The 24,494-nt window shown below is 66.4% G+C and carries 29 protein-coding genes; 20 read left to right on the forward strand and 9 right to left on the reverse strand.

What is annotated here, in order from left to right:
• Positions 1–84: 84 nt before the first annotated feature.
• From QTI51_RS03955 to QTI51_RS03980, 6 genes are all read right to left on the reverse strand, one after another.
• Positions 85–501 carry a hypothetical protein gene (locus QTI51_RS03955; protein ID WP_286512768.1) on the reverse strand — a complete coding sequence of 139 codons (417 nt, stop codon included), beginning with the start codon at positions 499–501 and terminating at the stop codon, positions 85–87.
• Complete coding sequence (locus tag QTI51_RS03960) at positions 498–635, reverse strand: hypothetical protein (RefSeq protein ID WP_286512766.1); 138 nt, start codon at positions 633–635, stop codon at positions 498–500. The genes QTI51_RS03955 and QTI51_RS03960 overlap by 4 nt, the downstream gene beginning before the upstream one ends.
• On the reverse strand, positions 632–835 hold the full coding sequence (locus QTI51_RS03965) for a hypothetical protein (RefSeq protein ID WP_286512763.1): 204 nt from the start codon (positions 833–835) through the stop codon (positions 632–634). Before QTI51_RS03965 ends, QTI51_RS03960 begins: the two co-directional genes overlap by 4 nt.
• On the reverse strand, positions 832–1,191 hold the full coding sequence (locus tag QTI51_RS03970; protein WP_286512761.1) for a hypothetical protein: 360 nt from the start codon (positions 1,189–1,191) through the stop codon (positions 832–834). Before QTI51_RS03970 ends, QTI51_RS03965 begins: the two co-directional genes overlap by 4 nt.
• 3 nt (positions 1,192–1,194) lie before the next feature.
• The gene (locus QTI51_RS03975; RefSeq protein ID WP_286512759.1) at positions 1,195–1,395 is read right to left on the reverse strand and encodes a hypothetical protein; all 201 of its coding nucleotides are present in this window, start codon (positions 1,393–1,395) and stop codon (positions 1,195–1,197) included.
• Positions 1,396–1,565: 170 nt separating this feature from the next.
• Positions 1,566–2,243, reverse strand: coding sequence for a LexA family transcriptional regulator (locus QTI51_RS03980; protein ID WP_286512757.1), 678 nt, complete (start codon positions 2,241–2,243; stop codon positions 1,566–1,568).
• Between the two features lie 73 nt (positions 2,244–2,316).
• On the opposite strand from QTI51_RS03980, the gene QTI51_RS03985 reads away from it, so the two are divergent.
• Entirely contained in the window at positions 2,317–2,577 is a 261-nt protein-coding gene (locus QTI51_RS03985) for a carph-isopro domain-containing protein (protein WP_286512755.1), read from the forward strand.
• A 55-nt stretch (positions 2,578–2,632) separates the two neighbouring features.
• Here QTI51_RS03985 and QTI51_RS03990 read toward each other — a convergent pair whose 3' ends face one another.
• Positions 2,633–2,863 carry a YnfU family zinc-binding protein gene (locus QTI51_RS03990; protein ID WP_286512753.1) on the reverse strand — a complete coding sequence of 77 codons (231 nt, stop codon included), beginning with the start codon at positions 2,861–2,863 and terminating at the stop codon, positions 2,633–2,635.
• A gap of 98 nt (positions 2,864–2,961) precedes the next feature.
• Here QTI51_RS03990 and QTI51_RS03995 point away from each other — a divergent pair, with 98 nt between their 5' ends.
• Together QTI51_RS03995 and QTI51_RS04000 are read left to right on the forward strand one after the other, a co-directional pair.
• Positions 2,962–3,267 carry a hypothetical protein gene (locus QTI51_RS03995; protein ID WP_286512751.1) on the forward strand — a complete coding sequence of 102 codons (306 nt, stop codon included), beginning with the start codon at positions 2,962–2,964 and terminating at the stop codon, positions 3,265–3,267.
• A 30-nt stretch (positions 3,268–3,297) separates the two neighbouring features.
• Positions 3,298–3,567, forward strand: a complete 270-nt coding sequence (locus QTI51_RS04000) for a hypothetical protein (protein WP_286512749.1) — start codon at positions 3,298–3,300, stop codon at positions 3,565–3,567.
• Positions 3,568–3,622: 55 nt separating this feature from the next.
• Here the strand turns inward: QTI51_RS04000 and QTI51_RS04005 are convergent, their stop codons facing one another.
• Together QTI51_RS04005 and QTI51_RS04010 are read right to left on the reverse strand one after the other, a co-directional pair.
• On the reverse strand, positions 3,623–3,991 hold the full coding sequence (locus QTI51_RS04005; RefSeq protein WP_286512747.1) for a hypothetical protein: 369 nt from the start codon (positions 3,989–3,991) through the stop codon (positions 3,623–3,625).
• 72 nt (positions 3,992–4,063) lie between these two features.
• A complete protein-coding gene (locus QTI51_RS04010) occupies positions 4,064–4,336 on the reverse strand; it encodes a hypothetical protein (RefSeq protein ID WP_286512745.1) in 273 nt (90 codons plus the stop codon).
• Positions 4,337–4,356: 20 nt separating this feature from the next.
• On the opposite strand from QTI51_RS04010, the gene QTI51_RS04015 reads away from it, so the two are divergent.
• From QTI51_RS04015 to QTI51_RS04095, 17 genes are all read left to right on the forward strand, one after another.
• Positions 4,357–4,893, forward strand: a complete 537-nt coding sequence (locus tag QTI51_RS04015; protein WP_286512743.1) for a phage regulatory CII family protein — start codon at positions 4,357–4,359, stop codon at positions 4,891–4,893.
• Positions 4,894–5,065: 172 nt separating this feature from the next.
• A complete protein-coding gene (locus QTI51_RS04020) occupies positions 5,066–7,507 on the forward strand; it encodes a DUF5906 domain-containing protein (protein ID WP_286512741.1) in 2,442 nt (813 codons plus the stop codon).
• Between the two features lie 293 nt (positions 7,508–7,800).
• Complete coding sequence (locus QTI51_RS04025) at positions 7,801–8,052, forward strand: hypothetical protein (RefSeq protein WP_286512740.1); 252 nt, start codon at positions 7,801–7,803, stop codon at positions 8,050–8,052.
• Positions 8,042–8,821 (forward strand): hypothetical protein, encoded by a 780-nt coding sequence (locus QTI51_RS04030; RefSeq protein WP_286512738.1) that lies wholly within the window; start codon positions 8,042–8,044, stop codon positions 8,819–8,821. Before QTI51_RS04025 ends, QTI51_RS04030 begins: the two co-directional genes overlap by 11 nt.
• 2 nt (positions 8,822–8,823) lie before the next feature.
• Positions 8,824–9,432 (forward strand): hypothetical protein, encoded by a 609-nt coding sequence (locus QTI51_RS04035; protein ID WP_286512736.1) that lies wholly within the window; start codon positions 8,824–8,826, stop codon positions 9,430–9,432.
• Between the two features lie 8 nt (positions 9,433–9,440).
• Complete coding sequence (locus QTI51_RS04040; RefSeq protein WP_286547589.1) at positions 9,441–11,393, forward strand: phage terminase large subunit family protein; 1,953 nt, start codon at positions 9,441–9,443, stop codon at positions 11,391–11,393.
• A gap of 37 nt (positions 11,394–11,430) precedes the next feature.
• Positions 11,431–11,694, forward strand: a complete 264-nt coding sequence (locus QTI51_RS04045) for a Mor transcription activator family protein (protein WP_286512733.1) — start codon at positions 11,431–11,433, stop codon at positions 11,692–11,694.
• A gap of 89 nt (positions 11,695–11,783) precedes the next feature.
• The gene (locus tag QTI51_RS04050; protein ID WP_286512731.1) at positions 11,784–11,996 is read left to right on the forward strand and encodes a phage head-tail joining protein; all 213 of its coding nucleotides are present in this window, start codon (positions 11,784–11,786) and stop codon (positions 11,994–11,996) included.
• Between the two features lie 4 nt (positions 11,997–12,000).
• The gene (locus QTI51_RS04055) at positions 12,001–13,530 is read left to right on the forward strand and encodes a phage portal protein (RefSeq protein ID WP_286512729.1); all 1,530 of its coding nucleotides are present in this window, start codon (positions 12,001–12,003) and stop codon (positions 13,528–13,530) included.
• Positions 13,531–13,586: 56 nt separating this feature from the next.
• On the forward strand, positions 13,587–15,620 hold the full coding sequence (locus QTI51_RS04060; RefSeq protein WP_286512727.1) for a prohead protease/major capsid protein fusion protein: 2,034 nt from the start codon (positions 13,587–13,589) through the stop codon (positions 15,618–15,620).
• A 37-nt stretch (positions 15,621–15,657) separates the two neighbouring features.
• On the forward strand, positions 15,658–15,990 hold the full coding sequence (locus QTI51_RS04065; protein ID WP_286512725.1) for a DUF2190 family protein: 333 nt from the start codon (positions 15,658–15,660) through the stop codon (positions 15,988–15,990).
• Positions 15,991–16,001: 11 nt separating this feature from the next.
• Positions 16,002–16,298 (forward strand): head-tail joining protein, encoded by a 297-nt coding sequence (locus QTI51_RS04070; protein ID WP_286512723.1) that lies wholly within the window; start codon positions 16,002–16,004, stop codon positions 16,296–16,298.
• 2 nt (positions 16,299–16,300) lie between these two features.
• Positions 16,301–16,711 (forward strand): hypothetical protein, encoded by a 411-nt coding sequence (locus QTI51_RS04075; protein WP_286512721.1) that lies wholly within the window; start codon positions 16,301–16,303, stop codon positions 16,709–16,711.
• Positions 16,712–16,735: 24 nt separating this feature from the next.
• Positions 16,736–17,527: a phage tail tube protein gene (locus tag QTI51_RS04080; RefSeq protein ID WP_286512719.1), complete on the forward strand. Its 792-nt coding sequence runs from the start codon at positions 16,736–16,738 to the stop codon at positions 17,525–17,527.
• A 124-nt stretch (positions 17,528–17,651) separates the two neighbouring features.
• Positions 17,652–20,498, forward strand: coding sequence for a phage tail tape measure protein (locus QTI51_RS04085; protein ID WP_286512717.1), 2,847 nt, complete (start codon positions 17,652–17,654; stop codon positions 20,496–20,498).
• 2 nt (positions 20,499–20,500) lie between these two features.
• Positions 20,501–20,893, forward strand: coding sequence for a hypothetical protein (locus QTI51_RS04090; protein WP_286512715.1), 393 nt, complete (start codon positions 20,501–20,503; stop codon positions 20,891–20,893).
• Between the two features lie 2 nt (positions 20,894–20,895).
• Complete coding sequence (locus QTI51_RS04095) at positions 20,896–24,477, forward strand: hypothetical protein (RefSeq protein ID WP_286512713.1); 3,582 nt, start codon at positions 20,896–20,898, stop codon at positions 24,475–24,477.
• The last annotated feature ends 17 nt before the right edge of the window (positions 24,478–24,494 follow it).

A 24,494-nucleotide genomic window follows, 5' to 3' on the forward strand; every position in this document is an offset into this window, starting at 1 on the left:
CGCCAACGGCGGCCATGATTGCGGGCGTCGCGAGCATCGCAACGGTCTTGATCGGGCCCGGGGCGGGCTGTACAGGCGAGGTCCTCACGGCGCCGTGCCTTCCTTGGCCGCTGCGAGTTCGCGTTCGAGGTGGTCGATGCGGTCCAACAGCCGGAGCACTGTTCGCGGGCATGCCGCCGCCATGAACTCGGCCAACGGGCCCGAGTAACGGCCGGCGCTGATGACCGACGCAATGGCTTGGCGGCCCATGCCGCTGAAGTTGTCGGCGTAGATGCTCTGCTGCTCGTACCGGCGGCGAGTTGCGTACCAGCCCGAGGCGCGGATATGCGGTGGAACCTCCTCCGCATAGGTGCGCATTTGCGCGAGGTCGGGCATCGGGCACACGAGCGGCGTGGAATCAGGGCCACTGCGCCACAGCTCTACCGGAAACAGCCTCGTTTTCAGCCATTTCTCGCGCTGCTCGGGCGTCATGGGGCTGTACTTGTCGGTGCCTGCGCTCACGATGCTTGCTCCAGCACCAGGTCATCACCCGCGAGCGCGTCGGCCACGGCCTTCTGAGCCGCTTCGCCTTCGAATTCCTGCACCTCGCAAGCTTCGAGGAACAGCTCGGTGTCAAGCATCAGCAGCTCGTTCATGCGGCACCTCGGACGTGCTCGAGCTGCCAATCACCGCGCGGGCCCTCGCCGTGCACGATGCCCGTGCGGCGGCTGTAGACCACGCTGTAGCCGATGCGGCGCTGCTGCAGCACGCGGGACGCGCGCAGCATGCCGGCGGCGGCGCGGCGCGTGATGGCGCGCGAACCGGTGGGCGTGCAGAGGCGAAGCGCGGGCTTCACGCGGGCACCTCAACGAGCGTGCCGAAGTCGTCGACGATGCCCCACATCGTGCGCACCCAGCGCCGCCCCTCGGCATCACGCCGGTCTTCGGTGCCGTACCACTGCGGCATGCTGCTGTTGGGATACTTGGTCCAGGCGACGCTCGTGCTGGCGTCGGCAGAATACGCAACGAAACGGTGGTCTCTGCTGAACTGCAACTCGTGTTCCAGCTTGGCCGGCGGCAGCAGGACGATAGAGCCCGGTGCGGGCGCAGCCGCATCGGCTGCCTCCTGCACCAGTTGGTGCAGCAGCTGAGCCGCTGTTTCCGACATGGGCGCCAGCACCACGCTGCGCGCCTTTCTGCTCGGGGCCTTCATGGCTCAGGCCGCGTGTTCGATGCGTTCGACTTCAGCCACCGGGCAGCCGGTGACGTGGTGCGCGCTCATGAAGGCGGCTTCAGCGTTCGCAGCCTTCAGCTGAACGAAGGGGCGGGCGCCGGTGTCAGAGGGGGCAAGGTGGCCGAGGCCATCACGGGGAACGAAGAAGCAGCGGTAGCTGCGCGTCGCGGGGAGTTTCGCCATCGTCATCTCCAAGGTGGCTGCGGGATGCAGCGCTTGGATCGAATATTAGGACTAGCTAATATCTATGTCAATAGCTTCTCCTAACTTTACGGCCGATCGTTCTACCTTGCGCTACTCACGGCCGCAAAAAAGCCGCCCTTGGGCGGCTTAAGTTTGGGGAGGGCGCTGCCCTAAATTCGTTCGCTTTGACGGTGCACTATTCGGCCGATGACAAGACATGCCTCGTCCCGGCACTGCTTCTTTGGATACCGCCGCTGGTCCTGGTTATCCGACGACAGCCACCACAGGCCGTCCTCGCGGATCATGCGTTTAACGACGGGTTCACCTTCGTAGTTGACCGCAAAAACCTCGCCATCCTTTGGCTCTCGATCTGCGGTATTCGCAACCACCACGTCGTCTTCGAACAGCGTTGTCTCCATGCTGTGCCCCGCCACTTTGATAGCGACTAGGTTGTATGACTTGAGGCCTCGACGTCTCAGCCAGTCAGAGCGGAAAAAGATCGGCGCTGCCTCTGATTCGTCAAGATCAACAAGAAAGCCGCTGACGCCGGCCTGAAGTCGGAGCTTGACCACTCGCACCGGTTCAAGATCGGGGTGGCTGTCCAGATCGATCTCTTCGCTTTTCACATCTTCTGGCGTGGCGTGCATGGGCCCGATTCCATTTGCCAACCACTGCTGCGAGACATTGAGAGCCTTCGCCGCCTTCAGCAGGTTCTCGCCGCGCAGGAACTTCGATTTGCCGCTGAGCCAGCCGTGAATGCTGGGCGGCTTCACGCCACACAGTCGCGCAAGTTCGGCTTGGGTGATGGACGCTTCGGCCATCGCCTTCTTCAATCGTTCGGAGAGCATTAGGAGAGCCTAATAGACTGTTTGTTAGGACTGGCTATTGACTTGGTCATTAGCTAGTCCTAATATTCCGGCCATGGACGTAAATCAACTTCTTGACGCTCTCGGCGGCACCGCTGCGGTGGCCGAGCTTTTCGGCATCAAACAGCCCTCGGTGTCCGAATGGCGCAAGTCGGGGCGAATCCCCGACGACAAGTTGATCCGCCTGGCCCCCATCGCTGAAGCGCGGGGCATCGTGTCGCGCAAGGAGCTGTTCCCCAACGATTGGCAGGCCATCTGGCCCGAGCTGGCCGATATGAAGGCGTCTGTCGCCGTGGGCGAGGGCGCCCATGTCTGACGAACGAACCAACATCACGTTCGACCCGGCGGAGTTGGCGCGGCTGAGCGAATCTTTAACGGCCGAGCTTGCCGAGCGACCGCTTGAGGTCCGCCAAGCTTTTCTCTGCCGATTTTTTGGCCTGGGCCAGTCCGCCTGGACCATCCGTCTTGAGTTCGATGATCGTGCCGCAGAAGCCGCAGCGAATGCTCGAATTGTTGTTGAGCCGGCCGAGCCGCTGCTTGCTCTTCTTGCCGCATTTCGGGCAGGGAATTTCGATCTCGGCGTTGTCGAGAAAACCGGTCATGGGCGCGTCCTTCTCCAAAGAGGAATCGATGCTTGAGAACTTCGATTCTAGGAACTGGGCGCGCCCACCCTCCAATTGCAACGAAGGCGAGGGCGCCCATGTCTGAAAGCGACCGCATCTTCACCACCCTCGACGACGCGCCCGTTGCGCGACAGGTGCCCATCTGCGTGGCACTGCCGTTGGATGCCCATGCAGTTGGGAGGCTCGCAGAACGGTGGGCGGAGGGCGCGGGCCACACGCTGCGCTTCCGCGCAGATCTCACGCCTGCTCGACTTGCGCTGATGCCAGCCGCCGAACGAGCGTTGCTCTCGGCAAGCTGCGAGCTGTACGACCTGCTGGCTGCGAGTGCGGAGGGCCTTGCTGCTCTTGACGCACTCGGCCTGGTGCCTCTTGCCGCCGGATAACCGCGACCACCTTCCACGCTCAACGCAAAAATGAAAAGCGCTTCCACCGGTGCCGACGACGCTTTCGCCGGCCTGAACTTTTTGTCGGACGAGGTGATGCCCTTGGTCATCGATGACGACGTAGTGCGCCGGTTCGAGGTGTGGTCCACCACGCCGACGGTGCTGGTCCCGCGACGCCCCTGGTACGTGCGCATTTTTGGCCTGCCGCGCGCCTGGATCCCGGGCACCCTCGAGTGGCACTTCCGCCGCTGGGTCAAGCGCAAGCTGTTCGTTGTCGACGATGGAACCCATGGTCGGTGAGGTGCGCTCGGATGGATCTCTTTGGATTGTTCCTGGGGAAGGTGCGCGGTTGCGCTCAGTGCGCGCGTCCGCCCTCGTCGGCTGCGAGGTTGCCTGCTTCTGTCCGGGCCGAGCGTTGGGCGATGAACTCCGCCAATGCGCTCGCTGTCCGTTGGTCGAGTTGGAAAGAGAGCCATCCCAACCCTCGATGCCTCATGGCGAGGCGAAACGTGCCGTCTAGCCGCTGCCCAACCGATACGCCTGGCTTGTCCTCTTGCTCCACTCCGCAATCGGCTTGGAATGCCGCTTCCCACGTGGCCGGCACGCCGGGTTGCATGTCCCGGCGCAGTTCGGCCAAGTCCCGGATGAGCTGCTCGACGCCGGCAGCGTCGAACTCGCCCTCGATCTGCAGTTGCAATTTCTTTTTGTCCGCGCTGAGTTTCACGGGCGCCCCTCTCGTCGGCAATGGTGTTGTGGTGACCGCATTGTCCGACTACCGCGGGCGCCCACCCCTGCATCACGAGAGCCAGGCCCCAGCCGGTGCCCGCTCCACGTCGACCGACGCACCCAGCACGCGCTCGCGCAGCCGTTCCAGTGCCAGCGTTTGCCGCGGCGTCTCGATGCCATGCGCTCGTGCGGTGGCTGAGCACAGCTGCATCCATGCCCCCATGGTCTCCCGCGTGAGGTCCGGCTCTACCTCCAACAACAGCACCAGCTGCTGCATGAAGTTCTCGACCGCCTCGATGCGTTCCAGCTGGGTGGGCGGTGCTTCGGTGTTCTGCCAGGCCATTTCTTCCTCTTGAGGTTTGCATGAAAGCAACTGTCTCAGTTCCCCCCCACCTTGCCCACGGCGCCGACGAGCCCTTCCCCTCCACCGTGGCAGGGCAGGACATCCTCGATGCGTTCTACAACACGGTGCACGGCTACCCGGGCGGCGTGACCGCGTTGGCTGCACGAATGGGCATGAGCCCGAACACGCTCACCCACAAGGCCAACCCGAACACCGGCACCCATCAGCCGAACCCGCGCGAACTGATTGACGTGCAGCTGTTCAGCGGCAACTACGCAGTGCTGCATGCCATGGCCGAGGCGCTAGGCCACACCTGCTCGCGCGCCACGCCCGACCAGGCCGGCGGTGATCCGGTCGACACGTTCACTCGCCTGCAGGGGGCGCACGCGGACTTCTCCCGTTCGGTGGCTGATGCACTGCTGGTGGGCGATGAGGTCTCGCGCAACCAGATGCGCCGTGCCGATCACATGGCGCAGGAGCTGCTCGCACTCATTGGCCACACGCTCGCCATGCTGCGTGGCCGCATGCGTGCTGAGCCGGCTGGAGGTGGACGGTGAACCCCACCCCCCCGCGTGCCGTGGCCGCGTCGCGTTCGGCGCAGCGCGTCGCATTGACGCCACGTTGCATTGACACAACGGTCTGCCCGAAGCGTGGGTCCTCCCTGGCTTCGTGCGATGAGGGTAATTCGAACCCCTTGCGGTGTGTAGTCAGAGGGGCGCGAACTTACTGATGGCCTCGAATTACGACGACGTGCTGAAGCAGCTGATCGGGGCCGGTCTGCTGGTCGGCGATGAGCCGCTTCAAGTTGGCCGCATGCGCCGATGCAAGGTGGAAGGCGATGATCGCGAGCGGCGCGGCTGGTACATGCTGCACGAGCTGCGGCTCGACAACGGCGCGGATGTCCTCGTCGGCAGCTTCGGCATCTGGCGCGGCACGGACAACAACGCCACGAAAGTGGAGCTGCGCCTCACCGAGCTCAGCAGAGAACTGCGCGAGAGCCTGCGCCTGCGCCTGGCCGAGGACAAACGCCGCGCCGAGCAAGCGCGCCAGGCCGACGCAGACCGCGCCGCGGCCCGAGCGACCGCCGCCTGGCGCAAGTGCACGGAGCAAGGTGACAGCGATTACCTCCAGCGCAAGGGGGTGGGGGCGCACGGCGTGCGTTTCAGCCCGCAGGGCGCAATGGTGGTGCCGATGCTCGACACAGCCGGGCGCGTGCATGGCCTGCAGATCATTCGTTCGCGCGCGCAGAAGGGCGCGCGGCTGGAGAAAGAATTCTGGCCGGCAGGCCTCGTGAAGAAGGGCCACTTCCACCTGCTGGGCGGCGGCAACTCCATCATGCTGGTGGCCGAGGGTTACGCCACAGCGGCGAGCCTGCATGAGGCGACGGGCCTGCCCGTGGCGGTGGCTTTCGACGCTGGCAATCTGCAGCCGGTGGCCGCCGAACTGCGCAAGCGGCACAAGCACGCGCGTCTGCTGATCTGTGCGGACGACGACAACACCCAGAAGTGTCAGAACCAGGAATGCCGGCAGCGGGTGTGGGTAGCGGATGGCCCGACCTGCCCGCACTGCGGCCAGCCGCACAAGGCGGTGAACGCCGGCGTGTCGGCGGCCAGCCTTACGGCCATGGCCGTGGGCGGCGGCTGGATGAAGCCCGCCTTCGCCAATCCCGAGACGCAGCGCTCCAACTGGCTCGAGCACGGCAAGAAGGTCAACGACTTCAACGACCTGCACCTGGCTGAGGGCCTGCATGTCGTGCGCGTCCAGGTAGAGGCCCGAGTGCTGGCGTTGGGCTGGCGCGAGCAGTCAGGCGCAGCGCGTGCACAGCCGGCAAAGGGGGGCGGGGTGCGTGACGACAAGCCCGCGCTCGCGCCACTGCGTCCAATCGAATCGCTTGATGAGCTGCTCGAGCGCTATGCACTCGTCTACGGCCAGGGCGGCACAGTGTTCGACCACCAGGAACATGTTCTCGTGGCCCTCGGCGATATGCGCGATGCGTGTCTGAGCCGCGAACTGCACCGAGCATGGGCCGAGAACCCGGAGAAGCAGATGGTGCGTGTCTCTGAGGTCGGGTTCGACCCGGCCTGCACCGACCCGAACATCCACTGCAACCTGTGGGCCGGCTGGCCGACTACGCCGGTCGCGGGCAAATGCGAACACCTGCTCGAGTTGCTGCGGCACATGTGCGCCGGCGACAGCAAGCCCGAGGTGCTGTTTCAGTGGGTGCTGCGGTGGATCGCGTATCCCATCCAGCACCCGGGCGCAAAGATGAAGACCACCCTGGTGATCCATGGCCCTCAGGGCACCGGGAAGAACATGTTCTTCGAGGCGCTGATGGCGATCTACGGCCGCTACGGCCGGGTGATTGACCAGAGCGCCATTGAAGACAAATTCAACGACTGGGCCAGCCGCAAGCTCTTTCTCATCGCCGACGAGGTGGTCGCCAGGTCCGATCTGTACCACGTCAAAAACAAGCTCAAGGCGTTCATCACGGGTGACTGGATCCGCATCAACCCGAAGAACATGTCGGCGTACGACGAGCGCAACCACGTGAACATGGTGTTCCTGAGCAACGAGGCGATGCCCGTGGTCCTCGAAGACGACGACCGGCGCCATGCGGTGATCTGGACGCCCGAGAAGCTGAGCCCGGAGTTCTATCGCGCCGTGCTGGGCGAGCTGGCAGATGGCGGCGCCGCGGCGCTGCATGACTACCTGCTGCACCTCGACCTCGGCGACTTCACGGAGGGCACTCTGCCGCCGATGACCGACGCCAAGCGCGAGCTCATCGACCTTAGCAAAGACAGCCCCAGCCGCTTCGTGCAGGCCTTTGAGAACGGCGATATCGAAGGCTTCCCGGGCCTGCGCGCGCCGAAGCTGCTCACCCCCGCGCTCAGCTCCGACCTGTTCGACCTGTACGGCGCCTGGTGCCACCGCGTTGGCCTGCGCGCGCTCAACCAGCCAAGGTTTGCGAACGCCCTCATGCGCAAGCACGGCGCGCAGTCGGAGCGCAAGCGGTACGACCTCGAAGCCGGCACGAAAGGCCCGCACGCCATCACCTGGCTGCCTGGTGGCTGGGAGTGTCCCCCGGGTGAGCACGAGCAGGCATTTCTCGGCGAGCGCATCCGCGTCTTCCGCGATGCCTTCAAGGTCTATCGCTCTGGAGAGCAGAAGTGATGCGCGCCGAAGCTCGCCCAGATTTGTGCGGTACGTGCGGTCTCCGTGCGGTGTCGCGTGCGCTGAAAAACCCAATGAAATCAACGACGTGCGGTACGTGCGGTATGAGTCACGCTTTCCCACACATGTGCGTGCGTGTGCGGGCATGCGTGCAGGTGCGCAGGTGTGCGCATGCACGCACCCACCTGCATACCGCACGTACCGCACGTGCCGCACACACCAATGCTGACAGGCACTTACGTGCGTTCGCATGCCGCACGACACACCCCACTTACCGCACAAAGAAAGATGAGATGGACGGAAAGATCATTTCGAGGGTCATCCGCTGCACGGAAAGCAATGCAGCGGAATTCCTCGGCTTGGTGAACGGGTGGCCTGAGTTGCGGGCGCTGGTGCGTGCGCTGCGTGCAGAGCCCGACCTGTTTCCCGGCCTGCGCGGCATGCAGATCACGCTGACAGGCACGCCGGAGTGGGTCGCCAAGGGCATGGGTGCCATCAACGAAGAAAACGCGCGTATCGCGCTGGGAGCATCCGATGCGACTTGACCTCAAGCTGCAGGGGCTGGACAGCGTGCGGGAATCACTCTCGCGCCTGAGCGGCAAGCAGGCGCGCACGGCCTATGCTGACGCGCTGAACGACACCGGCTTCATGGTTCGCCGCGCGATGCGCGATGAGATCCGCAACGTCTTCGACCGCCCGACGCCCTACGTGGTCAACAGCGTTTTCGTGCGCAAGGCGACAGCAGACAAGCTCGGCGTGGCCATCGAGCCGACCTACTACGGGGGCAAGGGCATCGACCCGCAGCAGATCCTGCAGGCGCAGGAGTTCGGCGGCACGCGCCGCGACAAGCGCAGCGAGGTGGCGCTGCGCCGCGCCGGCATCCTGCCAGCCGGCTTCCAGACCGCAATCCCGCGCATGCCTTACCCGGGAAGCGACGACGGGCGCGGCAACCTACGCGGCGCGTTCCTCGTGCAGCTCATCAGCTACTTCCAAGCCTTTGGCGAACAGGGCTACCGCGCGAACATGACAGCGCGCCGCCGCGCGACCGTGCACCGCGGCACAGCCAAGCAGGCCGGGCGCCGGTACTTCGTCGCCTATGGTCGGCTGCGCAGCGGTGCCACGGCGCACCTCGCGCCCGGCATCTGGGCCGCCAGCGGGACGCACGGTTCGGTGCTCCAACCGGTGGTCATGTTCGTGCGCGGCGGCGTCTACCGCTCGCGTCTGAGCATGGACGCCATCGCGCAGAAGGCGGGCGCTGACGCCTACCTGCAGCGACGCCTGCGCTTCCGCATCCGCCAGGCGGCGGGGGAGTGACGATGGCCGAAAGCAACCTGCTCACGATCGCGGAGTTTTCCGCCCACCTCGGCTACGGCCGGACCTACGCCTACCAGCTGCACAAGGACGGCCGCTTGGTGATGGCGCCTGACGGCAAGCGCGTCATGGTCGCCGAGAGCATGGCGCGGGTGCGCGCCACCGAAGACCCGAGCAAGCAAGGCGTGGCACAGCGCCACGCGCAGACGCGGCGCGAGCGTGCGGCGGGCCCGTCGCACGCGCCGACCGGGCCGGCGGCGGAGGTGCCCGCCTACGACGGCGCAGATGCCGACGCCGCGGCGGCCACTGACGGGCCGGTGCCGCCCGGGTTTGACTTTCAGGTGTCAAAGGCGAAGCGCGAACACTTCGCCGCTCAGGAGGCCGAGCTGTCCTATCGGGCCCGCGCGAAAGAGTTGCTCGAGGCGAGCGAGGTGCGCGCCGTGCTCAGCGAAGTGATGACCGTCATGCGCACGTCCATCGAAGGCATCGCGCACCGCCTGGCGCCGGCGCTGGCCGCGGCCGTGGATGAAGCTGAGGTCCGCTCGCTGCTCAACGCCGAAATACGCTACGCGCTTCAGACCGCGTCCGAAGACCTCTCGAAGCTGGGACGGTAGGCATGGAAGTGCATGGCCTGTTCCACACCGCCGCGCGCGCCATCCAACCGCGCCGACCGAAGACCGTCTCACAGTGGGCCGATGAGCACCGCATCCTCAGCAGTAAGGCGAGCACCCTGCCGGGCAAGTGGCTGACGGCGCGCAGTCCCATGCTGCGCGAGCCGATGGACTGCATGAGCGCGAGCAGTCCAGTGCGCGAGATGGTGGCGGTGCTGCCCATCCAGTTCGGCAAGAGTGAGATCGAAACCAACGTGATCGGCTACACGATGTGCGAGGACCCGGGGCCGATCATGGTGGTGCTGCCGGGTGAAGTGTCGATGAACAAGTTCATCAACCAGAAGCTGAACCCGTTGCTTGACGAAACTCAGGCGTGCATCGATGCGCTCACCTCGACGGCATCGCGCAACTCCAGCAATACGCGCGGCTTCAAGGACTTCGCCGGCGGGCAGCTCTACATGGAGCACACCGGCAACGCCAAGCGGCTGAAGTCCACCAGCGCGCGGCTGGTGCTGGTCGACGAATACGACAGCGTCGCGTCAAGCCTGCCCACTGGCGACGATCCCGATGCGCTGCTCGACGGCCGCAACAGCGCGTTCCCCGCCACCTCGAAGCGGGCCTCGGTGGGCACGCCCGAAATCAAGGGCCTCTCGCGCCTCGAAGCGAAGTACGAAAAGTCCGACCAGCGCCAGTACCACGTGCCGTGCCCGCACTGCGATCACATGCACCCGCTGGCGTGGGAGGCCTTTCACTGGGCCGTGGGCACGGATGGCCGTGTCACGCGCGCCTGGTGCACCTGCCCCGAGTGCGGCGCCGACATCGAGGAACACCATAAGGACCGGATGGTGGACCGCGGCGAGTGGGTCGCGCGCTTTCCAGAGCGCAGCATCCGCGGATACCGCGCGAGCTTCCTCTACTACCGCTTCGCTCTCGGCCCGCGCTGGGCCGAGATGGCCCAGGTGTGGGTCGACGCGCAGGGCGACATCGCCGCGATCAAGACCTTCATCAACGACCGCCGCGCCGAGGCGTGGGAAGACCCGGCCATGCGCTCAGTGAAGCAGAACGCCATCGCGGAACGTGCCGAGCCCTACCGGCTGCGCTTCGCGCCCGCCGGCGTGCTGGTCATCACCGCAGGGGTGGACACGCAAGACAACCGACTGGCCGTGCAGATCGTCGGTTGGGGCCGAGGCATGGCCTTCTGGGTCATCGATTACATCGAGCTGATGGGCGACCCTGCCGACGATGCCGTGTGGGTCAGCCTCACCGAGCTGCTCAACAAGCCGATCGCGCACGCCTGGGGCGCCACGATGCGCGTGGAAGCGGTCGCCATCGACATGGGCGGCCACCGCACGGAAGCGGTGAAGGACTATGCACGGCGTCGGCTTGTGCGCCGGCCGATGGCCATCTACGGCGCGAAGCACAACAACGCGCCGGTGCTGGGCAAGGGCAAGCTCTCCGACGTCGACTGGCGCGGCCGTAGCGACAAGCGCGGCGTGATGATCTACCAGGTGGGCACCGTGGCGATCAAGCATTGGCTGTTCGGTCGCCTCTCCACCGATTCAGACCGCGAGCCCGACCAGCGGCTCACCCACTTCAGCGACGAGCTCGAGCCCAGCTATTTCGCCGGGCTTGTGAGCGAGACCTACGACCCCAGGAAGAACACGTTCGTGAAACGGCGCGGCGCGCGCAACGAGCCGCTTGACACCTGGGACTACGCATATGCCGCAGCACATCACCAAGAGCTGCGCCTGCACCGTTGGACCGGTGCCGATTGGCAGCGCGCCGCGGAGCGGCTGCAGGCGCGCGCCACCGACCCTGAACCCCCGGTAATCGCGCATGTGCCGGCCCCTGCAAACACCCCTTCGGAACCACTCCAGAAAATCGATGAACCTCAACCCGCCCCAGTCGCCCGAGCCCGACCCGCTACCCGACCCGCGCCCCTCGGGCTCGGCCGCCGGTGGTGAAGCCGCGCCGGGCCCACCGTTCGCTGAGGTGGACTTCGTGGACCACGTCTTTGCTTACCTGTTGCGCGAGTTCCCGCACCTGGCCGGCCCGCAATTCGCAAAGGCGAAGCGTGCATTGCGTGAGCATCTGGCGGGCGAGCGCGTCTATGTGGCTGCGCGCGGATCTGGCGACCGCGCCGCGCTCGCGCGCGAGGTGCTGTCGCTTTTCAACGGACGCAACGCCACAGAGGTGGCCAGAAGTCTCAGCATCAGCCGCGCCACCGTCTATCGACTGCTCAAGCAGACCGCGCGCCGCAGTTGATGCATCGATTACGTCTCAGTTTTGCCTTAACTTGAGACAGCTGCGCCGGTAGCGTCCAGTGCTCAACGCCACCGACGCACGGAGCCTTCATGGCCATCACCACCGAACAACTCACGCAGATGGAGTCCGCCTACTACAGCGGTCACAAATCCGTCAGCTTCAACGGCCGCACGGTCGTCTACCAGGACATGGCCCAGCTCTGGCAGGCCATCCTCGTGGCGCGCCAGGAACTTGCAGCGGGCACGCCGGCCGCACAGGGCGGGCCCCGCAGATTCACGTTCACGACCATGCGGGGGTTCTGAGGCCATGGCTCGTCGCAACCTTATTGACCGCATCGTCGGGTACTTCAATCCCGGCAGTGGCCTGCGCCGCCAGGCTGCGCGGCAGATGCTGCACCGGGCCTACGAGGGTGCCAGCCGTGCAGACGGCTGGGTGCCTCAGCGCGCAGGCGCGTCGGCAAACGCTGACCACGCGCGCGACGGCCGCGAGCTGCGCGTGCGCTCTCGCGCGCTGGTGCAGAACGTGCCCTATGTCGCGCAGGGCCTGCGCTCGCTCGTCGCGAACGTGGTGGGCGTGGGCATCACGCCCACATGGGCCGACGCGCTCTCTGCGGACAAGCTCAACTCGGCGTGGGCGAAGTGGGTGAAAGAGTGCGACGCCGACGGCCGCACGAACTACTACGGCATGCAGGCCGCCGCATACCGTGCAATGCAACAGGACGGCGAAGTCATCATTCGTCTCCGCCCGCGGCTCAAGAGCGATGGCCTCACCGTGCCGCTGCAGCTGCAGCTGCTGGAAATCGACTTTCTCGATTCGGACAAGACGCTGGAGCTTGCGACGGGCGGGCGGATCGTCAACGGCATCGAGTACGACCCGCTCGGGCGAGCGTCGGCCTACTGGCTCTTCGACCAACACCCAGGCGACGCCGTGCGTTTCTCGCGCGCCAGCCTGGTCAGCCGCCGCATCGATGCGCAGTACATCATCCACCTGTTCACGCCAGACCGGGCGGGGCAGGGCCGCGGCTTCCCCCGCATCGCGCCAGTAATTGCGCGCGTGCGCGACCTGCAGCTGTACGAGGACGCCGAGCTCAACCGTAAGAACCTCGAGGCCCGCATCAGCGTGCTCGGCTCTGGCAGCATCGAGCTGCTGGCCAACCAGGACATGCCCGCCCCAGAAGGAAATGGGGCGGCTGGCGCGCTGCCGCGCACGGGCGAAACCCTCGGCGCGCTGGCCAGTGGCGGCATCATGAGCATGCCCATCGGTACCAACTTCACGGTCGTGCAGCCTCAGGCGATGCCTGGTTATGTCGAGTACGTCAAGCACCAGCTCCACCTCATTGCGGCTGGCTTCGGCGTGACCTACGAGATGATGACCGGCGACGTGACCGAGGTGAACTTCAGCAGCGCGCGCGTGCGCATGCTCGACTTTCGCCGGGAAGCCGAGGTTGAGCAGTGGAGCCTGCTTGCGCCCAACCTGTGCGACCGGGTCTGCCGAGCGTTCGAGGATGCGGCGGTGCTGGCGGACATCGTGCATCGGGCGACCTACCTGTTCTATCACTCGACGCCGAAGTGGTCGTATGTCGATCCATCGAAGGATGTGAACGCCGATCTGGCCGAGGTCTCGGGCGGTTTGTCCAGCATCAGCGAGAAGCTGCGGCAGCGGGGATACAACCCGGACGACGTGTTCAAGGAGCTTGCCAGCGACATCGAGAAGCTGCGCACGCTCGGCGTGCTCGATGTGCTGAGCGGGTGGCGCACCGACGCGGCGGTGGCAACCGGCAACACCGCAACGGCCGACGACGAAACCAAGCCATCGCGCAAAAAAGCGAAAGCTTAAAAATCGTCTCACGTTTGCCTTAATTTGAGACAGCTGGATTGGCACATTGGGTGCCTATGCCGCAACTCCACACTCGCAAGGCCAGCAACAAGGACGTGCCCGCCCAGGTCCGCGCCGCCGCGCTGGTGCCGTCCACGTTCAACGAGGCCGAGAACACCGTAGACGTGGTGTTCTCGGCCGGGGCGCGTGTCGCTCGTCGCGACTGGTCGACCGGCCAGCGCTACGAGGAACAGCTGGAGGTCAGCGCCGCCGCCATCGACCTCACGCGCGTGGAGGCCGGCGTGGTGCAGGTGCTCGACAACCACGACATGTACAGCGGCGTGCGCAGCGTGCTCGGCGTCGTGGTGCGCGCGTGGGTCGAGGGCGACGAGGCACGCGCCACGCTGCGCCTGTCGTCGGACCCGGCCAAGGCCGGCACCGTCGCCGACATCAAGGCAGGCGTGCTGCGCGCCATCAGCGTCGGCTACTCGGTTCAGCGCTATCTCGTGGACGACGAGCCCGAAGAGGGCGCCATGCCGCTGTGGACTGCCACGCGCTGGATGCCGCAAGAACTTTCTTTCGTGAGCGTGCCGGCCGATCCCGGCGCGTCGACGCGGTCCGCCGGCGAGCCCGGCGCGCCGCGCACCGAACCCTGTGAATTCATCACCCGCGGCAAGGCCGCATCCAACCCGAAGGACACTTCTATGCCCCCCGAAGACAACCAAGGCGCGGGTCAACCGGCTGGCGCCGCAGCGCAAAACGCCGCTGCCCCTGCCGCCGCGCCGGCCGTTGCTGCCGCGCCGGCTGCAGCCCGTGGCGCCGACGACCTGACGCAGCGCGCCGCGGACATCAGCGACCTGTGCACGCGTCACGCCGTGCCCCACATGGCCGCGCAGCTCATCCGCGCAGGCGCCGACCTGCCCGCCGCCAAGGACGCCATCCTCAACGCCATCGCGGTGCGCGATGCTGCTTCGGGCGGCCAGCAGAACACTCGCATCGCCACGGTCAGCGACGAGACCGAAACCCGTATCCGCGGCATGGAAGACGCGCTGTTCTCGCGCCTCGACCCCGCCCACAAGCTGACCGACAACGGCCGCCAGTTCCGCCATCTGACGCTGGTGGAAATGGGCCGCGAGCATCTGGAGCGCAGCGGCATCAGCACGCGCGGCATGGACAAGATGACCGTCAGCCGCCAGATGCTGCAGGTCCGCGCCGCGGGCATGCACACCACCAGCGACTTCGGCGCCCTGTTCACCAACGTGGCCTCGCGCCGCCTCAGCGCCGTCTACGCCGCCTTCCCGGCCAGCTATGCCGTCTGGGCTCGCCGCGCTCCCAACCTGTCCGACTTCAAGCCGGTGCAGGTGGTCAGCATGGGCGCCGGCCCCGAGCTGCTGAAGGTGAACGAGCACGGCGAGTTCAAGTACGGCACCTTCGGCGACGGCAGCGAGACCTACCAGCTCGCCACCTACGGCCGCATCGTGGCTATGACCCGCCAGGCGATCATCAATGACGACCTGCGCGGCTTCGACCGGCTCATCAGCATGTTTGGCTCCAGCGCAAAGCGCCTGGAGAACTCGCTGGTCTACGCGCAGCTGATCGGCAATCCGAACATGGGCGACGGCAAGCCGCTGTTCCATGCCGACCACGGCAACCTGCTGACCGGTGCGGGGTCCGCGCTGTCGCTCGATGGCCTGGCTGCCGGCCGCGCCAAGATGCGCAAGCAGGTGGGCCAGGCGGGCGAGTCGCTCAACCTGGCGCCCAAGTACCTCATCGTGCCCTCGGCGCTGGAGACGCTGGCCTACCAGCTGACCAGCAACGCCTACGTGCCGACCAGCCAGGCCGGCATCAACGAATTCGCCGCAGGGGGCCGTAGCGCCCTCACGGTCGTTGTCGATCCCGAGCTGGACAAGGTCAGCGCCACCGCCTGGTATCTGGCCGCCGACAACGCCTCAATCGACACCGTCGAGTACGCATACCTGGACGGCGCTGACGGCCCGGTCACGGAAACCCGCGAGGGCTTCGAGGTCGACGGCACCGAGATCAAGGCGCGCCTGGACTTCGCGGGCAAGGCCCTCGAGTACCGCGGTCTGGTCAAGGCCAACGGCGCCTGATCCACCACCACCCGCAACAGCAAAAGGAAACGGAACCATGAAGAACTACGTTCAACCGGGTGACATGGTCACCTTCATCGCCGCGGCGGCCATCCTGGGCGGCGCCGGCGTGCTCATCGGCTCGCTGTTCGGCGTCTCGGCCGGCAGCTATGCCGCGGGCGCCGAGGGCGAGGCGAAGACCACCGGCGTCTTCGACCTGACGGCGGCTGCCGCCGCTACGGGTGCCGTGGGCGCCAAGGCCTACTGGGACGACACGGCCAAGAACGTGACGGCCACCGCGACGAACAACACGCTGATCGGCGTCTTCGTCCTCGCGAAGACCAACGGTCCTGTCATCGCGCGCGTCCGTTTGAACGGCGTCAGCGTCTAAGCCGCGTGCCGATGATTGCTCCCTTCGCCGCCATCGAAGCCAGCGCCAATCGCGCCGTGCTGGGCAGCCTCTGCAATGCAGTGGCTGTGGTTGGTGGCGTCGAGGTCGGAGTGATCTTCGAGAAGCCGTTTGCGGCTCCTTTCGACGGCGCAGTAGATGCTGCCGCGCCGGAGTGCATCGGCCCGGAATCGGTGCTTGGCACGCTGGCTCGGGGCAGCTCCATCGTGATCGGTGGCGAGGCCTACGACGTGATGTCCGCCGAGGCGGACGGTGCTGGCTTCGTGCGCTTGCTGCTCGGGAGCCTCTGACCATGCTGTCCCTTGAAGCCGTCATCGCCACGCGCCTGCGCGAAGGCCTCGCGCCGGCCTGGACCGTCATGGGCCTTGCGACGGACCCCGGCCGCCGCGATAGCTGGCCGCTCGTGTCCGTGGCGTTCGACGATGGCGACGTGCCAGACAGCAAGGCCGGCGCCGCAGCTGTGCGCTGTGCTTGGCGCGTGACGCTCGTTGCGAAGCGCGGCACCGACGTTGCGGCGCTGGTGGATACCGCCCTCGCAGACTGCATGGCGCTGCTGCACAACTGGGCACCCGGCCAGGTGGCGGGGCGGCAATGGGAGCGCATGCGCCTGGTGCAGATCCAGCCGCCGCAGTACCCCGAGGACGGCCTCGTGGGATTCGACCTCACTTTCTCCACTCAGGCCCGCTACGACGGGTGCGAGTGATCTTCGATTTTCTGGAGCTTCATCATGGGCATGGTCTACGCAAAGAATGAATACGCGATCCCCCGCGGGCGTGTGTTCTTTGACCCGTTCGACGCGAACGGTAACCCGACGGGCGAAATCGCCATGGGCAATTGCCCGGGCCTTAATCTCTCCATCGAGACCACCAAGGCCGAGCACTTCAGTTCGGAAAAGGGTCTGCGCGAGAAGGACGAATCGCTCATCGTCGAGGTGAACCGCACCGGTTCGGTGAACTGCGACAACTTCAGCGCAGCGAACTTCGCGCTTTGGCTCTCGGGCACTCGCGCCACCGTCAACCAGGCCGCCACAGCCGTGGTGGGCGAAGTGCGTTCCGTCGTGCCCGGCCGCTTCTACCAGCTCGGCGCGAAGGCGGCGAATCCGCTGGGCGTGCGTAACGTCACGGCCGTGGCCGTTAAGAACGCGGACACCTCGACCCCGTACACGGCGGGCACCGACTACAACGTCGATCCCGAAACCGGCCGCGTGCAGATCATCGTTGGCGGGGCGATTGTCGCGGGCAATGTGAAGTTCGACTACACGCCGGTGGCTGGCACCTACGAGACCGTGCGCTCGGGTGCAACAGCCGAGACGCAGGGCGCGCTTCGCATCGTGGCCGACAACGCGTCCGGCGCCAACCGCGACTTCTACATGCCGAAGGTGACGCTCACGCCGACCGGTGACCTTCCGATCATCGCGGACGGTACCGACTTCGTGCAGATGCAGTTCGGCCTCGAAGTGCTCAAGGCAGCCAACGCGGAGGCGATCTACGCCGACGGCCGACCGGTCCCCGGGGTCTGACCCTTAAGCGCCCGCCCGCCGCCCGCGGGCGGCGCGCAGTGGCGACGAATGCCGCTCCCCTCGGGGCGCCATCCGCCGCCGTCGTCGGTGCCGCCGGCACCCGTCCAATTGAACGAGTGAACCCGTGGCCTTCAAGCCGATCCAGATCCTGATTAACGCCAAGGACGATGCGTCCGCGGTGTTCGACAAGCTCCAGAACAAGATTGCTGCCGTTGGCGCGGCGATCCTGGGCTACTTTGGCGTGCGGGCCTTCGCAGGTGTAGTGAGCGGCGCTGCGGACCTCGAGGCGGCCCTCAGCCGCGTCAAGGCAGCCACCGGCGCCAGCGCCGATGAAATGAAGCTGCTGCGCAAGACAGCAGAGGACGCTGGCGCCACCAGCCGCTACAGCGCCGTCGAAGCGGCTGGCGCACTCGAGAACCTTGCGAAGGCTGGACTGAGCGCCAAGGACGCCATCGGCACGCTTCCGGCGGTACTCAACTTGGCGGCGGCCGGAGATGTTGAGCTCGCAGTCTCGGCCGAGTACATCACCAAGGCGGTGAACGGCCTCGGGCTGTCATTCACTGACGCGGCGCGCGTCTCCGACGTGCTCGCCAAAGGCGCCAACGCCACGAACACCAGCGTGGCGGGCCTGGCGCAAGCGCTGAGCTACGCAGCGCCCCTGGCCAATACACTGGGCCTGAGCCTGGAGCAAACCGTTGCGATCATCGGCAAGTTCGCCGACGCAGGGATCGATGCGAGCCGGGCCGGTACGGCTCTGAACAGCATCATGGCGCAGTTCAGCGACCCGGCCAGCAAGTTCCGCACGGAGCTGGCCGCCGCGGGCATCACCACTGTGAACTTCAATGAGGCGCTGCACGAGATTGCCAAAGGCGGGCCCGGCGCGGAGCGTGCAATTAACGCTTTGGGCACCGAGGCGGGGCCGGCGTTTCGCGCACTGGTGAATCAGGGTATCGGCAAGCTGGATGAGCTGGTCAAAGGGTTGAATGACGCCGGGGGCAGTGCTGCAGCCACCGCGAAGGTCATGCAGGAGAACCTGAACGGCTCCATCAAGAGCTTGGGCAACGTATGGAACACCGCCATGAACGCCCTTGGCACCCCGGTGCTGCCGGTGTTGCAGAAGGCAGTAGACCAACTGGCCGGCTCTCTGCGCGGGGCCGTCAACGATGGCACGGTGGCGAAGTTCGGCACTGCCATCGCAGGCGCGTTTCAAGCGGGGATCACCTGGGCGAAGAACTTCATTGCCAACTTCGACCTCGACGGCCTCATTGCGAAACTGAACGCGTTTTCGGCGCAGGCGCAGCAGACTTTTGATGACGTCGGCAAGAGGGCCGAGACCGCTGGCAACGTCGTAAAGCTCGCTTACGGCGTGATGGCCGGCGGCGTGAACGTGGTGCTGACGGCGGTGTATGGGATCGGCAGCACCTTCGCGGAGGTCGGCGCGTCCGTGCTCAACGGTATCGCCAGCATTCAAGAGAAGGCCGCCAAGGTCACGTTCGGCGAAATCTCGAAGCGGTACAGCGAAGCCGCGGCGGAGGCCCGTGAGGCGGCGGGAGGTTTCAACGCTGCCGCGGATGCGATGGGCGTCAAGGCGGCAGCCAGCTTCGCGGCCGCAGCGGATGCAGCCGAGACGGCCCGCGCTGGTTATCGTGGCCTGTCAACGGACTCCAGCGCCGCCGCCGACAGCGCCGCCAAGAGCGCTGCGGCAATTGCAGCCGTCGCGACCCAGCTACAAGCCACTGCAGAGGCCAACGCCGTCGCGGCCGACAAGTCGCGCCAAGCCGCCGCGTTGCTGGTCGAGCAGGCGGCTGCTGCCGAGAAGGCGAGGGCTACTCAGGAAGCGCTGCGCGCGGAGTACAGCAAGGCCATCGCCACCGGCAACGTGCAACGCGCGGCGGAGGTCATGGTGCAGCTGCGCCAGGCCACAGATGCGGCCGCGGCGGCAGCAGAGAAAAACACCAGAAAGCAGCAGGAACAGGCCAAAGCGATTGAAGCGGCGTTCGCACGCGTGGGTGTCGCAACGAAGCAGCAACTGCGCGATGCGGCGGAGGTGGCTCGCCAAGACTTCGAGACGATCCGCGACAGCGGCCAAGCCAGTGCCGATGCCATCGCTGCAGCGTGGGCCAAGTCAGCGCAGGCCGCCATCGATGCGAACGAAGGCGTGGTGCCCTACTGGGTGCAAGGGCAAGCCGAAAGCAAGGGCTACACCGTGCAGGTCGACGCGGCCGGCAAGGCCACGCTGCAGCTTGTGCAGACCTCGGCCGCGCTGAAGGGTCTGGTCACCGGCTTCAACAACGCCGCAGGGGCCGCTGCGGGCTATGGGCAGGCCGTGGCCGGCATCCCGGCACCCGGGCAGGGCGGCGGCCGTCCTGGCGGGCCGGGCAGTGGTTTCGGCGGGGGCGCCCCCGGCGGTGGTGCTGGCGGCCACGGCGGCGGCCAGATCGGCTTCGTCGACAGCAACGGCAATTTCATTCCGACCGGCAACGACAACCGAGGCAAGCCGCCCGCTGTGATCGGCCCGAACCAGCAGGTCAAGAGCAACCTCGGCGACACGCGCGAAGACAAGCTCGCCGGCCAGAACGCCGTCGACAACCGCCTGATGTTCCTGCTGCGCGACAAGCTCAACGCCGGCGCGCTCACGCCCGACGACGTGGGCGACCTGCAAGCCGTCATCGCTTCGTTGAAGCAGAACGCCCTGCAGAACGCTCAGGTCGACCGGCATGGCGCCAGCCAGATCTCGCTGGAGGGCCGTCGCGACGACCTGGCCTGGCAGAACACCATGCGCGCTTTTCAGGATGAGGTAGAGCGGCTGACCGGCGGCGCAATTTCTGCCGGCGGTGCCACCTACGTGACCAACATCAAGCTCGACGGCGGCGGCTCGAAGAAGCTGACCTTCGCGGACCGCGAAAGCCAGGATGCGGCGAGCGACCTGCTGCGTGACCTGGCCCGCGGCCGATCTGTGGCGAGGCGCTGACCATGGCCGACTTTCACACCCTGGGCGACATCCAGATTCCGCGCGGCATGGTCTGGTCCGACGAGTTCGATTGGAGCGCGCGCGAGGCAAGCAGTGAATTCAGCGTCAGCGGCGCGCTGCTGCTTGACGTTGCCGTGCGCCTGGCGGGCCAGCCCATCACGCTCACTGGCGACGACGACGCGGGCTGGATCGCGCGCGCGGTCCTTATCGCGCTGCACGCGCTCTGCGCTGCCGAACCCGAGGCGACCCACCTCCTGACCCTGGCCGACGGCAGAACCTTTGACGTGCAGTTCGCGCCAGGCGAATCGCCGATCACGGGGCATCCCATTTCGCGGCCCGAGCTTCCGGCCGGCACCCACCCCTACGTCGCCACCGTGCGGCTCATCACCGTCTGACCATGGCCATCAACGAATCCGATATCAATCTCGTCACCACGCAGGTGATGGACGACGTGCCCGAGGGCGGCGGCGCGCCGACCTCGAAGCTCATCGAGGACGGCAAGAGCAATGCCATCTTCAAAGACATCTCCGCGGTGGACCGCGCGCAGGGCGACTTTTCCATCATGAAGGTGGCGGCGGTTATCCAGACCATGAACACCGACACCGCGCTGGGCGGCGTGGTCATCATCTCGCGCCCGCCGGCGGACCCGAAGGTCAATGCCGCGCTGTTCTACACCGGCGACTTCTTCGACCGCCGCGCTAGCATCCAGAACCGCATCGAGGCCTACACCTCGCCGGGCGAAGAGTTCAACGGCTACCTGCTGTCCAACCACGTGCAGGGTCAGCGCTCGCTGCAGATCTTCCAGCGGCCGGGCGCCACGCCGCCCAGCATCAACGCAACGCTGCAGATCAGCGGCGGGGGCAAGACGGAGTACGTGCGCATTTCCGACGTGGCCGTGGAACAGCGCACCTACAGCTACAGCAGCGGCGGCTCGTTCGTGGACTACCCAGCGCAGGTATGCGTCTGCGAGATCGTGGACGGGCTGAAGAACGACTACACCGGCACGGCGGCCAGCCGCCTCTTCGAGCGTTCTGCCACCGCGGCGGCGATCAACAAGATGCTGGTGGCCAACGCCTCGAAGTTCTACAGCATTGCCAAGGTCACGGTGCCCGTGAGCATCGGCGACCTGTCGGCGAAGGTGGACACGATCACCACGCAGCTGGTGCCGAGCGCCACCACGGAAATTCCGCTTACGGACCGGTCCGCGGGAGGCTCGGCGACCTCGCTGGTGGCTTCCGGTGCAGGCACGGTGTCGCTGACCACCGGCGTTGCCTTCGGGCCCAATTCGATCATCAGCTTCGGCAACCCGGCCTATCCGGGCTCCCTGTCGGTGGCAACCTCGGCGGGCACGCTGACCGACGACGGCGGGCGTCTCAAGCTGGGAGCGCTGACCATCGGAACTGTGAACTACGCCGGCGGCGCGATGACGTTCGCGAGCGACGCGCCAGCGATCACGGGAAACAAGACGATCAGTTTCCGTCCGGCCGGCGCTCCCATCGAGCTGGCCGATTCGACCTCCATCGCAGTGACGGCTGAGAACCGGCGCGCCAACTACCCGCTGACCATCCTGCCGCCCCCTGCGCCTGGCTCGCTGCGCGTGGCGTACCGCGCAGGCGGCAACTGGTACGAGCTGGCCGACGACGGCGGCGGCCGACTCTCGGGCGCTGACTCCAGCATCGGCAGTGGCACCATCGACTTCGCGACGGGCACGGCCTTGCCGACGCTCGGCGCGCTGCCGGACGTGGGTAGCGAAGTCATCTTCACCTGGGCGGCGAAGAGCAACTACAAGAGCCGCAGCGGCACGCTCACGGCGGCTGTGTCGATCATGCTGGCACTCGACAACCTGGCCGCGCAGTCCGGCACGGTGTCCGTGGACTGGAACGACGGTGCCGCGCGCCATGCGACCGACAACGGCAGCGGCGCCCTCACGGGTGACGCCACCGGCCCAGTGTCGTATGCGTCGAGCACTATTGAAGTCCGCCCGAACGTGCTGCCAGCCTCGGCCGTGGCTTTCACGGTGGGCTACAGCCACGGCGACCCGTCCTCGAAGACCTTCCCGGCGCCGGCGCGCGACGTAGATGGTGCGATCACGCTCAACCTCGGCAAGACCAACATCGCGCCGCGGTCCCTGTCACTCGACTGGAACCTCGTGCTGCAGTCCACTGGCGGCGTGCCGGCTGACCAGTGGGTGCCGCAGAATTTCGCATCGACCAAGACCGTGACCGACAACGGCGCCGGCAAGCTGGTGGACGGTGCCGGTGTCGAGTTCGGCACTCTCAACTACACCACCGGGGTGGCGAAGCTGTACCCCGAAGCGGTCGTGAGCGTGGCCGTGCCGCAGTGGGCGGTGAGCCCGCTGGGCGTGCTGGGCACGGTGCTCTCGCCCAACCTGCCCGGCTTCTACCGCAACACGCTCACGGGCTACGCCTATGCGGTGTTGAATGCCTCGCTGCCCACCGACTCGTCGGCGCTGGTGACGGCGAATTTCCGGGTGGTGGGTGCTGGCACGACAAAGAGCCAGACCTTCAACCAGCCCAAGCTGTCCGTCAAGCTGCTGCCCAACTTCAGCGAGGCCGGCGTGCCTGGCTCGGTCAACTTCACATTCGGCGGGAAAACCTACTTCGACCGGGCCGGCAGCATCTACACCGACCTCGACCCGGCTACCGGCGCTGCCACGCTGGCGGGCACCTACGACTACGCGACCAACATCGCCTCGCTGACCAACTGGCCGGCGACCGCCTCGACGGGTGTTGTCGTCAACAGCCTGTTGACCTCGCTGGACAGCCAGCCCGTCGAGTACGTGGTGTTCCGCACGCCGGTGGCGCCCGTCAGCCCAGGCACGCTGCAGCTACTGGCGACGAAGCTCAACGGCGGCACGATCAACGTCACGGCCGATGCTTCGGGCTTCATCAACGGCGCCAACGTGCACGGCACGTTCGACGCGGCCACGGGCGTGGGGAAGGTGCGCTTCGGCGACTGGGTGACGGCCGCCGGCAACGAAGGCGCGATCTGGTATTCGGCCGATGCCGTAGGCAGCGACGGCAAGATCTGGAAGCCCGTCCCGGTCTTCGCGAGCACGATCCGGTACAACGCCGTGGCCTACACGACGTTGCCCGTCGATGCCACGCTGCTGGGCATCGATCCGGTGCGCCTGCCGCCTGACGGCCGCGTGCCGATCTTCCGCAAGGGCGAGCTGGCCGTGATCCACAACACCAAGCGGCAGGCGCCGGTGGTGGTGTCCAACGGGCAAACGCTCAGCGCTGGCCGTGAGCGGCTGTCGCGCGCGAAGATCATCGGCGGCGACGGCGTGACCATCCAGACGGGCTACACGCGCAACCTCGACGCCGGCACGGTCACGTTCACCGACGTGTCGGGCTACGTGCAGCCGATCATCTACGAGCACCGCATCGAGGACATGCTGACGGTCTCGGATGTGGGCATCGATGGCCGGCTGGCTTTCGCGGGCAAGGTTTCCCACGCCTACACCGCCGGCGATAGTTACGTGAGCAGCGCGCTGCGCATGGGCGACGTGAAGGCGCGTGTATCGCTGCTGTTCGATCAGCAGACGTGGACGGGCGCTTGGTCGGATGCGCTCATTGGCAACGCCGCGGACCCGACGTTCAACGACATCGACAACCCGATCACGGTCACGAACAAGGGCGCCGTGACTGAGCGGTGGCGCATCCAGATCAACACCGGCGGCACGACCTACAACCTGATTGGCGAGCACGTCGGGCAGATCGTGACCGGACAGAGCCTTACGGCCGACTGCTCGCCGCTCGGCCCCTCGGGCGTGCCCTACATGACGATTCCGGCCGCCGGCTTCGGCTCCGGCTGGGCCGCGGGCCATGTCATCCGCTTCAACACCATCGCCGCCACGTTCCCCTTCGTGCCCACGCGCACCGTGCAGATGGGCGCCGAGACGGTGCTCGACGACAGCTTTGAAATCTTGGTCCTCATTGGCGTGGACCGCCCGTAATTCGCACAAGGAAAAGC

The organism is Variovorax sp. J22G73, assembly GCF_030317035.1.
Taxonomy (GTDB): domain Bacteria; phylum Pseudomonadota; class Gammaproteobacteria; order Burkholderiales; family Burkholderiaceae_C; genus Variovorax.